Source organism: Xanthomonas sacchari, from assembly GCF_024266585.1.
GTDB lineage: Bacteria > Pseudomonadota > Gammaproteobacteria > Xanthomonadales > Xanthomonadaceae > Xanthomonas_A > Xanthomonas_A sacchari_C.
In genome coordinates this window covers 1,207,131-1,220,548 of the sequence record NZ_CP100647.1, presented here as the reverse complement: position 1 = coordinate 1,220,548, position 13,418 = coordinate 1,207,131, and the positions used below count along the sequence as shown (strand labels likewise).

Below are 13,418 nucleotides of genomic sequence, written 5' to 3'. Positions count from 1 at the left end.
TACGGGACGTGTCGGCGCTCGCGTCATTGCAGGATGCAATGCAGCGCTGCTGCCTTTTCGACCGTGGTTATCAGCGTCTCAGCGATGAATAGGGCATCGCAGCGCTAGTCCCGACTCCTGAAGCGTGCGCTTGAGCATGCCCACCGCCGAGGCGGCAGTCGTTTTGCTGCCGCCTTCCTATTGCCAGCCTCTCAGCGAAAGCCGATCGCTGTTGCTGTTGCCTTTCCCATTCCCCATTCCCAGCACTTCAGCCGCTTTCAAGGGCATGCGCCACAGCGCGGAACACGCGCTGCATCTCCAGCGGCTTGCGCAGGACGTGCACGGCGATGTCGGCGGGGAAGTGGTCGCGCTCCAGGGTGGTGCCGGTGTCCTCGAGCACGATCGCCGGGCCCTGGTAGCCCAGGTCCTGCAGGGCCAGCAGCAGGCGCACCGCCGACAGCAGGATGATGTCGCTGTCGACGATCACCAGGTCCGGCAGGCCGTGCTCCTCGACGTCGCGCAGCGCGGCGGCGCCGTCGGACGCCAGCTGCGGGCGGTAGCCCTGGCTGGACAGCGCATTGCCGAGCAGCGACAGGCGCGTGGCCTCGCCGTCGACCAGCAGCACGCGCTGGCCCTTGCCCATCGGCAGCGACGGCTCCGGCTCGAACGACGGCAGCGGCGCGCGCAGCGGCATCAGCAGTTCGAAACAGGTGCCCTCGCCCGGCGTGCTGTCCACGCCGATGCGGCCACCGTAGCTCTCGACGATGCGCTTGCACGAGATCAGGCCCAAACCGGTACCGTCCGGCTTGGTGGTGAAGAACGGGCTGAACAGCCGCGCCTGGGTGTCCGCGTCCATGCCCATGCCGGTGTCGCGGACCAGGATGCGCACCTGCTCGCTGCCGTTGCCGCCGATCGCCGGCGCCGCCGAGAAGCTCAGATGGCCGCCGTCGGGCATCGCCTGGATCGCGTTGAGGCCGAGGTTGAGCAGGCACTGCTGCAATTCGGTGTAGTTGGCTTCGATCGACAGCGCCGCATCGGCCACGTCGACCTGCAGCGTCACCCGCTCCGGCAGGCTGCTCTTGAGCAGCATCTGCACCGCCTGGAACAGCTCGGCGAGCCGCACCGGCTCGCTCGGCGTGCGCGAGCCGCGCACGAACGACAGCATCGACTCGGCCATCTCGTGGCCGCGCCGGCCGCATTCGGCGATGACGTCGGCCAGGTGCCGCAGTTGCGGATCGTCGCTGCGTCCGACCAGCAGTTCCGGCACGATCAGCAGCGGCTGCAGGATGTTGCGCAGGTCGTGGCTGAGGCCGGCGGCGAGCAGAGCCAGGCTCTCCAGGCGCTGCGCGCGCATCAGCTCGCGCTCGACCCGCTGCCGCTCGCGCTCGGTGCGGGCCTCGCGGATCGCGCGCGCCACCGCCGACGGCAGGCGCGTGGGGTTGTGCTTGATGATGTAGTCGTTGGCGCCGTCGCGCAGCGCCTCCACCGCGGTCTCCTCGCCGATGGTGCCGGAGACGAAGATGAAGGGCACCGCATTGCCGTCCTCGCGCACCACCCGCAAGGCCTCGTGCCCGGAGAAACCGGGCATGCTCAGGTCCGACAGCACGATATCCGGCGCGAACTCGCCCAGCGCGTCGCGCAGCGCCGGCTCGCTTTCCACGCGGCGGAACGTCGCCTCCAGGCCGGCGTCCAGCAACTGGTCGGACAGCAGCTCGGCGTCCTCCGGCGAATCCTCCACCATGAGGATCCGGATCGGGCCAAGCCTGGGGCCGGTGGTGGGCATGCGCGCTTACTCTTTGTCCGGCGCCTGGTTGATCAGCGCCCAGAAGGTCCCCAGCGTCTTCACCGCGGTGAAGAACTGGTCCACGTCCACCGGCTTGACCACGTAGGCGTTGACGCCCAGGTCCCAGCTGCGCGCCAGGTCGCTTTCCTCGCGCGAGGACGACAGGATCACCACCGGCAGGCGCTTGAGCGACTCGTCGCTGCGCACCAGCTTGAGCACTTCCAGGCCGTCCATGCGCGGCATCTTGATGTCCAGCAGCAGCACCGCCGGCAGGCCTTCCTCGCGGTCGGCGTAGGCGCCGCGGCGCAGCAGGTAGTCCATCGCCTCCACGCCGTCCTCGACGTGCACGATGGGATTGGCCAGACGCGCGTCGCGCAACGCATCCACCGCCATTTCGGCATCGGCGGAGCTGTCTTCGGCAAGCAGGATGGTGCGGATGGCGGTCATGCGATGAACTCGGTAGGGGACGCTTCGGGCGCCGGGGGCAGAACGAAATGGAAGGTGGCGCCCTGGTCGGGGGCGGATTCGGCCCAGATCTGGCCGCCATGGCGGGTCAGCACGCGGCGCACGCTGGCCAGGCCGATGCCGGTGCCGGAGTACTCGCTGGCCTTGTGCAGGCGCTGGAACACGCCGAACAGCTTGGCCGCGTAGGTCATGTCGAAACCGGCGCCGTTGTCGCGCACGCTGAAATGGTGGCTGCCGTCCGGCTGCACCTGGTAGCCGACCTCGATCTGCGCGACCTCGCGCTTGGCGCTGTACTTGACCGCGTTGCCGAGCAGGTTCAGCCACAGCTGCCGCATCATGTTCTCGTCGGCGACCAGGATCGGCAACGGCGCGATGCTCCACTCGATGCGGTGGCCGCTGCCGCCCTGGTCGGACTGGTAGTTGGCGTCCAGCACCGAGCGCGTCTCCGCCACCAGCGACTGCATGTCCACCGCCTGCAGGCGCAACGCGCTGCGGCCCAGGCGCGAGTAGACCAGCAGGTCGTCGATCAGCGAGGCCATGCGCCGCGCCGAGGTGCCGATCACCTCCAGGTAATGCCGGCTCTTCTCGTCGGCGCCGTCGCCCAGATGACGGGCCAGCTTGTCGGCGAAGCCGGCGACGTGGCGCAGCGGCGCGCGCAGGTCGTGCGAGACCGAGTAGCTGAACGCCTCCAGTTCGCGATTGACTTCCGACACCTGCTCGATCTTGCCCTCCAGTTGCCGGTTCAGCTCCTGGATGCGCTGCTGCGCGGTTTTCTGCAGGGTGATATCGCTGACCGTCATCAACACCACTTCATCCTCGCTGTCCGGCAGCGGCATGCGCCGCGCATTCAGCAACATGGTCCTTGGTACGCCATCGGCGCCGAGTTGTTCGTGCTCGAAATCCCACAATTCGCGTCCGCGTAACATCACGTCGGCCAGGCGCTGGACGATGAGCGGATCGCGCCAGACGCCATCGCCGACATCGGCCAGCATCTTCGGCGGATCGGCCAGGTCCATGCCATACAGTTCGGCGAAGGCGGTGTTGTGCATCATCATCCGCTGCGTGCCGTCGAGCAGCACGATCGGCTCGCGCACGGTCTGCAGCACCGCCGCGGCGCGGCTGTTGGCGCGCAGCATGTGGCGCTCGGCGTCCAGGCGCCGGCCGATCTGCCGCTGCAGCAGCCAGATCACCAGGCCCAGCAGCAGCAACTGCACCAGCAGCGAGGTCCAGCTCATCATCGAGGCGAGCATGCGGCGCTGATCGGCGTCGGCGGTGCGCTCGCGCAGTAGTTCGTCCTCGCGCCGCTGCAGTTCGGCGATCAGGCCGCGGACCGGGTTGTCGGCGGTCATGTCCTGGATCAGGGCGCGGACCCGCTCCGGATCGCGCGTCTGCGCGATCCGCTCGGCGATCAGCCCGCGCCGCTCCAACGTACTCTGCAGGCGCCCGACGCGGACCTGCTGATCGGGGTTGTCGCGGGTCAGTTCGGCCAGGTGGGCCATGGTCGGCGGCAACGACGCGCGCGCCTCTTTCAACCGCGCGTCCAGGATCGGCGACTGCACGCCGTGCGACATCGCCATCGCCGCCGACTCCATGTCGCGCATGTCCGCCTCCATCGCGTTCAGGGTGGCGGTCACTTCCTGGCTATGGCCGACCCAGTCGGCCGCGCGCAAGGTGCTGGCATTCATCTGCCGCAGCAGCAGCGAGGGCAGGATGACGATCAGGACGACAGCCAATGCCAGCAGCGGCAGGCGCCAGCGGTCCCAAGCATCGTGTTTGGCGATGGTCTGCATAGCGGGTGCGTAAAAAGAAGGAACGGCTGCGGCCATCGCGGGCGCGCATTGTCGCCCATCTTCCCCGGCAGCAGATGAATTATTCAGCGGAAGCGCGACACCCCGATCGCGAGAGATGCGCGGACTCTATCCCAGCCCGCACGCACGACGAAACGGGCGGCACGTGGCCGCCCCCGGGAGCGCCACGCGCGGGCCGCGCTCAGGGCCGGCGCACCGGGGCGGGGACGCAACCGGCGGTGGGGCCGACCAGGGTCCACGCCGGCATGCCTGCGCGGACCAGCAGGAAATCGGCATGGCTGCGCAGGCGCTGGCGCTCGGACTGGCTCAGGGCCTGGTCCAGCTCCTGCATCACTGCGGAGAACGCCGGCCAGAAACCGGCATCGTCGTGAAAGGTGGTCAACAGCATGCTCAACTGCGCTTCGAGCCCGCGCACCGCCGTCAGCAGCGGCGACGGCCGCGCGCCGGGGCCGGACAGCGCGGCGCCCAACGCTTCGGCGGCCGCGGCCGCGTGCCCCGCGGCCGGGTGGGGTTGGGTGTCCAACATCGCGCGTGATCCGTTGACGAACATGAAGGGATGATGTCCGAGCAGATGTCAAAACCACGCGAAATGCGATGGCCGTCGCGGATTTTCCGCGCCTCCCAATAAAAAACGCACCCCGCAGGGTGCGTCGCAGGCCGGCTGTCGCGGGTGGGGCGCCTCGTCGCATCCCCACCCGCGGCTGCGGATCGCAAAACTTACTTCTTGGCGGTGGCGCTGACCTTCAGGCCGGACGCATCCACCTTCTTGACGCCGTCGATCATCTTGGCGACCGACACCGCCTTGTCCTTCTCCGCCTTGGTCGCGACCGCGCCCGACAGCTTCACCGTGCCGTTGACGGTCTCGACCTTGATCTCGGTGCCGCTGACGTCCTTGGTCGCCAGCAGGTCGGCCTTGACCTTGGTGGTGATCCAGGTGTCGGTGACCGGCTCCTTGGAGTCGTGGCGGCTGGCGTCGTGGGCCGTGGTGTCGTGCTGCATGGTGTCCTGCTGGCCCATGCTGCCGTGGTCCTTGGCGCCGGTGGTCTGGCCGGCCGCGAACGCCTGGCCGGCGCCGAACGCGAAACCGGCCACCAGGGTGGCGCCGAGCAGGGTGCGTGCATTGATCGTCTTCATCGTGTTTTCCTCCGCTGAAAGTGTGCGCAGTCTCCACCACGCCGTCGTACAGGCGGCGTGACCGCACAATCGCCGCAGCGTGAATGCGCAACCTGCCGCCCCGGGCCGGGCGATACTGTGGTTCCGCCGCTTGCGCCCACACCCATGTCCGACGTCAATCTCGCCCTGCTCGGCTTCGGCTATGTCGGCCGCACCTTCCATGCGCCGCTGATCGCGCACACGCCAGGCCTGCGCCTGCATACCGTGGTCTCGCGCCAAGCCGAGGACGCCAGCGCGGCCTGGCCGCAGGCGCGCGTGGTCGCCGATGCCGCACAGGCCTTCGCCGACCCGCAGGTCGACGCGGTGGTGATCGCCACGCCCAACCAGACCCACGCGCCGCTGGCGCTGGCCGCCCTGGCGCAGGGCAAGCACGTGCTGGTGGACAAGCCGTTCACCCTGGACGTGGCCGAAGCGCAGCAGGTGCTCGAACAGGCGCAGCGCGTCGGCCGCATCGTCAGCGTGTTCCAGAACCGGCGCTGGGACGGCGACTTCCTGGGCGTGCGCGCCCTGCTGGAGGCGGGCACGCTGGGCGAGATCGCCGAGTTCCACTCGCACTTCGATCGCTACCGTCCGCAGGTCGGCGACCGCTGGCGCGAGCACGCGCTGCCCGGCTCCGGGCTGTGGTTCGACCTGGGGCCGCACCTGCTCGACCAGGCGCTGCAACTGTTCGGGCCCCCGCACTCGGTGCAGGCCGACCTGGCGCTGCAGCGCACCGGCGCGCAGGCGGTGGACTACGTGCATGCGGTGCTGCGCTATCCGCGGCTGCGGGTGGTGCTGCATGCCGGCTCGCTGGTCGCCGCGAACGGGCTGCGCTTCGCGGTCCACGGCACCGGCGGCAGCTACCTCAAGCACGGCCTGGACACGCAGGAAGCGCAGTTGCGCGCCGGCGTCGTCCCGGGCGCGCCGGACTGGGGCGAAGATCCCCTGCCCGGCCAGTTGCACCTGGTCGGCGCCGACGGCACCCACACCGTCCAGCCCGTGCCCGCGCATCGCGGCGATTACCGCGACTGCTACGCGGCCTTTCGCGAGGCAGTGGCCGGGCGCGCGCCGGCGCCGGTGGATGCGGCGCAGGCGCTGGCGGTGATGCGCCTGCTCGAGGCGGGCGTGCGCAGCGCCGCCACTGGCTGCAGCGTGGCGCTGGACTGAGCCGCGCGCGTCAGGCCGGACGCGTGCCGCCCGGCGCGGGCGCGTCGCCGCCCTCGTGCTTGATCGCGTGACCGCCGAACTGGTTGCGCATCGCCGCCAGCAGCTTGTCGGCGAACGAATCGTCCTCGCGCGAGCGCAGCCGCTCCAGCAGCGAGAGGGTGATCACCGGCGCCGGCACGTCCAGGTCGATCGCCTCGGCCACGGTCCAGCGGCCTTCGCCGGAGTCCTGGACGAACGGCGCGATCCCGGACAGGGTCGGATTGGCGCCCAGTGCATCCGCGCACAGGTCCAGCAGCCAGGACCGCACCACGCTGCCCTGGCGCCAGACCTCGGCCACCTGGTGCAGATCCAGCGCGAACTCCTGCTTGCGCCCCATCAGCGCGAAGCCCTCGGCATAGGCCTGCATCAACCCATACTCGATGCCGTTGTGGACCATCTTGGTGAAGTGGCCGGCGCCGCTGGGGCCGACATGTCCCCAGCCGGCATTGGCTGCCGGCGCCAGCGTCGCGAACACGTCGTGCAGGCGCTGCACCGCCGCGGTGTCGCCACCAATCATCAGGCTATAGCCCTCCTGCAGGCCCCACACGCCGCCGCTGGTGCCGCAGTCGACGTAGGCGATGCCGTGCGCGGCCAGTTCGCCGGCGCGGCGCATCGAATCCTTGTAATAGGAATTGCCGCCGTCGATCACCACATCGCCCTTGCCCAGCAGCGGCAGCAGCGCGGCCAGGGTGTCGTCGACCACCTTTCCGGCGGGCACCATCAGCCACACCGCGCGCGGCGCCGGCAGCGCCGCGACCAGCGCGGCCATGCTGTCGACCGCTTCCACCCCGCGCTGCTGCGCGGCGCTGCGCGCGGCCTCGCCCAGGTCGAAACCGACCACGCGGTGCCCGCCGCGCACCAGCCGCTCGGCCATGTTCGCGCCCATCCGGCCCAAGCCTACAAGTCCCAGTTCCATGCGTCGTTCCCGGTTCGAAAAAAGGAGGGTTAGGGTCTCACGAAGCGGCGCCGCCGACGTGACGCGCAGCTAAGGCGCCGGTGCCGCGGCGGACGCCGGCGGCGGCATCCGGGCGCAGTCGCGCAGCTGCAGGTCGCGCCAGCGCTGGTACAGCGTGGTGTGCAGATTGTGCAGGGTCAGCTCGATCGCGAACGGCGTGCGCGGGTTGCGGTCCAGCAGGCGCGCCACGTGGTAGCCGATCGGCTTGACGCCCTTGGGATGCACGTAGACCTGAAAGCCGCGGTAGAACGGATCGCCGAGCAGGGCGTCGAGCTGCGCGAGCACCGCCCGCTGCGCCGGGTCCAGGCCTGCGCGCAGCGCCGGGTCGCGCGCGTACAGCAGCCGCTCGAAGCGCTCGCGTCCCGGACCGCGCAGCGCCTGCGCCAGCTCCCAGATGCGCCGGTTCTGGCCGTCGTAGTACGCGAAGCCGCCGTGCGCGCGCAGCGCCGCCGCGGCCTCGGCGCTGACCGCGGCGACCACGAAGTTCTCCGCCTGGTTGTTGATGTCGTCCAGGTAGCGGCGCTCGAACACGTGCACGATGTAGCCGGGCGCGCCGAGGAAGGCGGCGCGGCCGCGTTGCGCGGTCCTGGCCGCCTCGCCGTCGGCGAAGAACGCGCCGGCGTGCGCGCCGAGCAGGATGCTGTCGGTGTCGTGCAGGGTCAGGAAGGTGCCGATCGCCAGTTCGTCGGCGCTGAACGCACGATCGAACGCGGCATCGCCATACAGCTCGCGCTGCGTGGCCAATTGCGCGATCTGCCGGCCCACGCCGCATTCCGAACGCACGTGGCCGCTGTAGAACGCCTCGATCGCCTGCGCATTGCCGCCGGCCGGGCGGTAGCCACGGCCGAAGCTGCGGAAGCGCTCCCAGCCCTGCGCCTGCGCGCCGCGCAGGCCGAACCCGATCCAGCCCAGTTGCAGCGCCGAGAAGCGATAGCCGGGATTGTCCTGCAGGCGCGCGACCGCGCGCGCGGTGGCCGCGCCCAGTTGCAGGAAGTAGCCGCACTGCGTCGCCGGGGTATCCAGCAAGGCGCGCAGCGCCTGCTGCCGTTGCGCGTTGTTCCAGGCCGCGGGCAAGGCCGCCTGCAGGTCGCCATGCGCCTGCGCCTCGGCCAAGGAACCGCGCTCGCACGGCGCGCCCGCCGCGATCTGCGGCTGCGCCGCGGCGGTGCTGCCGATGCGCCAGCCCAGCCGCTGCAGCAGCGCCGCCAGGCAATCCGCGCTGGCCTGGTCGGCCGGCGCCGGTGCGGCATCGGCCGCGGCGCTGGCCAGCAGCACGGCCAGCAGCAGGCCGACGCCGCGACGCAGACGTGCAACGCGAGCGAATCTCGGCAGTCGGATCATGGAGCGGGCATCGCGAGCGGCGGTTTCCGTTGGCCGCGCGGCAGGCGGGGCCTGCGCAGCCTGCCGCGCGCCGCGTGCAGACGTCGCGAAATCGCCTGCCGCGCCGACGCCCGCCGCGGCATTCACTCTTCCGCCATGCCCGGCGCCCCTACACTGCGGCTCTCTTGGCGCAAGCGATCCCCCTGCATGCACGTGCTCGTCACCGGAGGCACCGGATTCATCGGCCGCGCGCTCTGCCCCGCCCTGCTCGACGCCGGGCACCGGGTCAGCGTGCTCACCCGCGACCCCGCACGCGCGGCGCGGCTGTTGCCGGCGGTGCAGGTGCTGGACGACCTGCAGCGCGCGGCACCGGCCGATGCGGTGATCAACCTGGCCGGCGAACCGCTGGGCGAGGGCCGCTGGAACGCCACCCGCAAGCGCCGTTTCCGCACCTCGCGGATCGGCACCACCCGCGCCCTGATCGAGTGGATGCGCCAGCTCGATCCTGCGCAGCGCCCTGGCTGCCTGATCTCCGGTTCGGCGATCGGCTACTACGGCAATCGCGGCGACGAGGTGCTGGACGAAGACAGCACGCCGGGCGACGACTTCTCCGCCCAGCTGTGCCGCGACTGGGAGGCCGAGGCGCTGCACGCGCAGGCGCTGGGGGTGCGCACCAGCCTGGTCCGCACCGGCGTGGTGCTGGGCCGCGACGGCGGCGCGCTGGCGCGGATGCTGCTGCCGTTCCGGTTCGGGATGGGCGGGCGCATGGGCGACGGCCGCCAGTGGATGAGCTGGATCCACCGCGACGACCAGGTCGGCCTGCTGCTGTGGCTGCTGCAGCATGGCGGCGAAGGCGCCTACGACGCCACCGCGCCGGCGCCGGCGACCAACGCCGCGTTCGCCCAGCAGCTCGCCGCGACCCTGCACCGTCCCGCGCTGGTGCCGATGCCGGCCGCCGCGCTGCGCCTGGCCTTCGGCGAGATGGCCGACCTGTTGCTCGGCAGCCAGCGCGTGCTGCCGGCACGCGCGCAGCGCGAAGGCTATCTGTTCCGCTATCCGGAGCTGGAGACGGCGCTGCGCGCCCTGCTCGCCGACTGAGCCGGTGCGGCGGCCGAGCGCGCAGCGCCGCCGCACTCACCGAAACGCAAACGCCCCGGCGGAGGCCTCCGCCGGGGCGTGTTGCATCAGGTCGCTGCGCCGGCGCGAGACGCCGGGGGACAGCGTCCGTGCGCGCGACTCAGTAGCGCTTGCAGACGGTCTCGACCACGCGATTGCCGTTGGCCTGCTGGCGCTGGCCCTGGATGTAGCGGCCGGTCGCGCCACCGGCGACCGCGCCGCCGACCGTGGCCAGCTTGCGGCCATCGCCCTTGCCGATCTGGTTGCCGAGCAGGCCGCCGATCGCCGCACCCGCCAGGGTGCCGCCGATGCGGTCGGGGTCGGTGCTGTTCTTGCGCACCGCGACCTTCTTGCAGTGCACGCGGGTGCCGTCGCTGAAGCGGCGGCCGTTGTCCTCCGGGCCATAGTGGCGCTGCGCCTCGGCCAGCGGCGCGGCGGCCGTGGCGATGGCGAGCACGGAAAGACACAAGGCGGACTTGAGAGTGTTCATGCTGATGGCTCCTGGGTGGCGGAGCTGATGCGCACACGCATCGCGCTCTCGACGGGCGCCACCTTCGCATCGACTTCGCGAATGGTTCGTGAAGCGAAATCGCGCGGATTCAGCTTCCGCAGCCGCGCCTGAATCAGTCGGCGCCGCCGGGTTCGCCGCTCTGCGGGGCCGTCACGGCAGGCGGCTGCGCCGCAGTGGCGGGGGCAGGTGCCGGCGGCGGCGCGGGCACCGCCGCAGACATCGGCGTCGGCACGGCGGACGGCGCGGGTGCAGGTGCAGGTGCAGGCGCTGCCGGCGCAGTCACGGCCGCGGCGGCAGGCGGATGCGCCGGCGGCTCCGGCGCCGGCTTGTTCTTCGGCAGGTATTCGCTCATCAGCTGGAAGAAGCGCTTGTAGAAGTCGCTGTCCTGCACGGTGCTGCTGGCCACCCGCACCATCGAGTCGTCGCTGCTGCCGATCGGCAGCGACACCGAGCCGAGCACGCCGACGCCGACGCTGGCCGAAGTCGGGCTCTTCTTCAGCGCATACCGGTCCTGCAACGCGCTGACGAAGACCCAGGATTCGTCCTGTCCATGCCCCACGCAGGACACGCGCAGTTCCAACTGCTCGTGCAGATCGTCGTTGGGCTGGAAGTTCTTGGTGCCTTCCACCGCATCGGCGGTGGCCTTGGACACCACGTAGCCCTGGCTGAGCAGCGCGCGGCGCGCCGATTCGCAGGCCTGTGCCGGCTGCACCGGGTAGTTGCGCGAATAGGTGTTGTCGGAATTGAAGGTCTCTTTCACCAGCCCGTCCTGCTTGCGGGCGAAACAGCCGCTCAGGCCGATCGCGATCAGCGCGAGCGCGGGAATGGCGAGAACCTTGGAGGGAGCGGACATAGGCCGTTGACCGGAGAGAGGGAACCGCGGCAAAGGATAGCCGCAAGCGCGTCGGCGCGGCCTTGACGACGCCGCGGCCGCTCATCCCGCGGTTAGCGAGGCGTGCGGCCCGACCGCCGCCGCGTCAGGCGGCGGGTTCCAGCGCCAGGTCCACGCGCAGCAGGCGGCCATCGCGGTCGCGGCGTTCGCCGCGCAGGTAGTGATGGGCGTCGAGCAACTCCAGGGTCGGCGCTGCGGCCAGCGGCTCGCCCCACAGGCTCAGCAGGAAGCCACGCGCGCGCAGCCAGTCGAGCAACCGCAGCAGCCTGTCCAGGTCGCGCGGCAGCAGCAGGTCGACGTCGCCGGGCAGGCGCGGCGCCGCCGCCGGATCGTCCAGCCAGCGCGGATAGCTGCCGTACAGCGCAAAGGCGAAGCCGTCGGCGCGCAGGGCCGCCAGCAACTGCGCCGTGCCGGGCAGGTCGATCGGCTGGCGCCGGTGCTGGAACACCAGCGCGTACTCGTGGCTGCGATCGCTGCGGGTGTCGCCGGGCGCCAGCGGCTGCGCCGTCTCGCGCGGGTAGCACAGCACCCGCTCGGCGCAGGGCGCGAACAGGCTGCCGAGGATCCGCGCCAGGTCCCAGGCCTGCGGCACCGTGGTCTCGCCGAGCTGGACGTTCTCCACCATCGCGACGCAGAAGCCGTCCTCGCGCAGGTGGCGGCGCACCCCATGGAACACCGCGCGCAGACCGTGCAGATAGGCGGCGTAGTCGGCACTGGCGTAGAGCTGGCCGGGCGCCGCCGCGGCCGGCCAGGCGCAGCCGAAGTACGGCACGTTGGTCAGGCACAGGTCCACCGGCGCGGCCGGCGCGCAGTGCGGCAAGCCGCCGTCCAGCACCTCGGCCTGCAGGCCGAGTCGCTGCAGCCGTTCGCGCGCCAGCGCCGCGCGCGCCGCGTCGATCTCCAGGCCGATGCCGTGGCGACCTTCCAGGGCGGCCGCCAGCAAGGTGCTGCCGAAGCCGCAGAACGGATCCAGCACGCGTGCGCCGGGGGCGCTGAAGTGGCGGACGAACGGCCGCATCTGCCCGACCCAACCGCAGTCGCGCGCGCCCAGCGGATCGCGCCGGCGCAGGTCCTCCGGCAGCCGATGTTCCGGCGGATCCGGTAGCGGCGTCCACCAGCTGCGGCTATCCATGCGACGCCCGCCACAGCAGATCGCGGTCCGGCTGCCAGCCGGCACACAGCCGGCCGTCGGCGAAGAACACCAGCTTGTAGATGTCGCCGCTGTCGTGGCGCGCCTGCATCGCGGCGTAGTCGGACGTCTCGAACACCACCTCCATGCCGTCGGCGGTGGCCAGGCGCACATTCCAGAAGTAGTAGCCCTCGGTGATCTGCAGCGGCTGCAGGTCGCGCCACCATGGCGCCGCCATGCAGTCACCCAGCACCTGCTCCACCGCGACCCGCGCCTGCGCCAGATAGCGCGCGGTGCCGCCGTCGCGGTAGCCGTCGCCGAGCCGGGAGAACTCGCGGAAGATCACCGTGCGCGCCCCGCATTGGCGCGCCCACCGCAGGTAGGCGGCGACGCCGGCGGCGTCGGCGATGCCGCCGTGCTGCAGGATGCACACCAGGCGCAGCGGCAGCGCCGCGGCGATGCGCTGCGCGGTGGCGACGAAGACGTCCGCATCGGCGATCGCCTCGCCAGGGCGGAAACGCATGATCGCGTCGTTGCGCGCCTGCTGCGGATGGTGCCGCGACAGTTCGATCCACGACAGGCCGAAACGCTGCAGCGCCTGCAGCAGCGCCTCGCCCTGGCCGCGGGCGAAACCGGCGCCGTTGCTGTACAGCACCCGCTGTTCGACCAGCAGGCCCTCGCGCTCGGCCGCGCCCAGGGTCTGCAGCAGTTCCACGAACCAGTCTTCGTCGTCGGTCATCTCCAGCCCCGACAGCGAGTGCGACAGCGGCAGCCCGCGCAACTGCGCCAGCGCCTGGCGCAACTGCGCGAAGTAATCCGGCGGCGGCCGCAAGCTGGCCGCGGCGGTGCCGCCGCCCTGCGGCCGCAGGGTTTCCGAGCAGAAGCGGCAGCGCGCCGAACACGGTCGCACCGACGCATAGGGAGTGAAGGTCACCGGCTGCGCGACGCGGTAGTCGCGCGCACCGATGCGCTGCCGTCGCCAGCGCGACGCATCGGCGGCGGCCGGCACCCGCCATTCCAGGTGCGGGGTGCTGGCGCGCAGGGCGGCGAACAGCGGCGAGCCGCCGCTCAACGGCGGCGCACTCGGCAGGGACGCGTGCAT

The 13,418-nt window shown here is 71.2% G+C and carries 13 protein-coding genes; 2 read left to right on the top strand and 11 right to left on the bottom strand.

Features of this window, described 5'->3' with window-relative positions; translation table 11 throughout:
* Window positions 1-247: 247 nt before the first annotated feature.
* From NKJ47_RS04975 to NKJ47_RS04955, 5 genes are all read right to left on the bottom strand, one after another.
* Window positions 248-1,762, bottom strand: coding sequence for an ATP-binding response regulator (locus NKJ47_RS04975; protein ID WP_254460419.1), 1,515 nt, complete (start codon window positions 1,760-1,762; stop codon window positions 248-250).
* A 6-nt stretch (window positions 1,763-1,768) separates the two neighbouring features.
* Window positions 1,769-2,209, bottom strand: coding sequence for a response regulator (locus tag NKJ47_RS04970; RefSeq protein ID WP_254460418.1), 441 nt, complete (start codon window positions 2,207-2,209; stop codon window positions 1,769-1,771).
* Window positions 2,206-4,017 carry a sensor histidine kinase gene (locus NKJ47_RS04965; protein WP_254460417.1) on the bottom strand — a complete coding sequence of 604 codons (1,812 nt, stop codon included), beginning with the start codon at window positions 4,015-4,017 and terminating at the stop codon, window positions 2,206-2,208. Before NKJ47_RS04965 ends, NKJ47_RS04970 begins: the two co-directional genes overlap by 4 nt.
* Window positions 4,018-4,216: 199 nt before the next feature.
* On the bottom strand, window positions 4,217-4,561 hold the full coding sequence (locus NKJ47_RS04960) for a hypothetical protein (RefSeq protein ID WP_254460416.1): 345 nt from the start codon (window positions 4,559-4,561) through the stop codon (window positions 4,217-4,219).
* Between the two features lie 191 nt (window positions 4,562-4,752).
* A complete protein-coding gene (locus NKJ47_RS04955) occupies window positions 4,753-5,169 on the bottom strand; it encodes a BON domain-containing protein (protein WP_254460415.1) in 417 nt (138 codons plus the stop codon).
* 144 nt (window positions 5,170-5,313) lie between these two features.
* Here NKJ47_RS04955 and NKJ47_RS04950 point away from each other — a divergent pair, with 144 nt between their 5' ends.
* The gene (locus NKJ47_RS04950) at window positions 5,314-6,354 is read left to right on the top strand and encodes an oxidoreductase (RefSeq protein ID WP_254460414.1); all 1,041 of its coding nucleotides are present in this window, start codon (window positions 5,314-5,316) and stop codon (window positions 6,352-6,354) included.
* A gap of 10 nt (window positions 6,355-6,364) precedes the next feature.
* Here the strand turns inward: NKJ47_RS04950 and gnd are convergent, their stop codons facing one another.
* Together gnd and NKJ47_RS04940 are read right to left on the bottom strand one after the other, a co-directional pair.
* The gene (gene gnd / locus NKJ47_RS04945) at window positions 6,365-7,309 is read right to left on the bottom strand and encodes a phosphogluconate dehydrogenase (NAD(+)-dependent, decarboxylating) (RefSeq protein WP_254460413.1); all 945 of its coding nucleotides are present in this window, start codon (window positions 7,307-7,309) and stop codon (window positions 6,365-6,367) included.
* A gap of 69 nt (window positions 7,310-7,378) precedes the next feature.
* On the bottom strand, window positions 7,379-8,689 hold the full coding sequence (locus NKJ47_RS04940; protein ID WP_254460412.1) for a hypothetical protein: 1,311 nt from the start codon (window positions 8,687-8,689) through the stop codon (window positions 7,379-7,381).
* A 186-nt stretch (window positions 8,690-8,875) separates the two neighbouring features.
* Here NKJ47_RS04940 and NKJ47_RS04935 point away from each other — a divergent pair, with 186 nt between their 5' ends.
* Window positions 8,876-9,766 (top strand): TIGR01777 family oxidoreductase, encoded by an 891-nt coding sequence (locus tag NKJ47_RS04935; protein ID WP_254460411.1) that lies wholly within the window; start codon window positions 8,876-8,878, stop codon window positions 9,764-9,766.
* A gap of 139 nt (window positions 9,767-9,905) precedes the next feature.
* On the opposite strand, the gene NKJ47_RS04930 is transcribed toward NKJ47_RS04935, so the two are convergent.
* The 4 genes from NKJ47_RS04930 to NKJ47_RS04915 all read right to left on the bottom strand — a co-directional run bounded on the left by NKJ47_RS04930 (window position 9,906) and on the right by NKJ47_RS04915 (window position 13,418).
* Window positions 9,906-10,274, bottom strand: a complete 369-nt coding sequence (locus tag NKJ47_RS04930) for a glycine zipper 2TM domain-containing protein (RefSeq protein ID WP_048492391.1) — start codon at window positions 10,272-10,274, stop codon at window positions 9,906-9,908.
* A 133-nt stretch (window positions 10,275-10,407) separates the two neighbouring features.
* The gene (locus NKJ47_RS04925; protein WP_254460410.1) at window positions 10,408-11,148 is read right to left on the bottom strand and encodes a DUF2242 domain-containing protein; all 741 of its coding nucleotides are present in this window, start codon (window positions 11,146-11,148) and stop codon (window positions 10,408-10,410) included.
* 124 nt (window positions 11,149-11,272) lie between these two features.
* Window positions 11,273-12,319: a DNA methyltransferase gene (locus NKJ47_RS04920; RefSeq protein WP_254460409.1), complete on the bottom strand. Its 1,047-nt coding sequence runs from the start codon at window positions 12,317-12,319 to the stop codon at window positions 11,273-11,275.
* The gene (locus NKJ47_RS04915) at window positions 12,312-13,418 is read right to left on the bottom strand and encodes a hypothetical protein (protein ID WP_254460408.1); all 1,107 of its coding nucleotides are present in this window, start codon (window positions 13,416-13,418) and stop codon (window positions 12,312-12,314) included. The genes NKJ47_RS04920 and NKJ47_RS04915 overlap by 8 nt, the downstream gene beginning before the upstream one ends.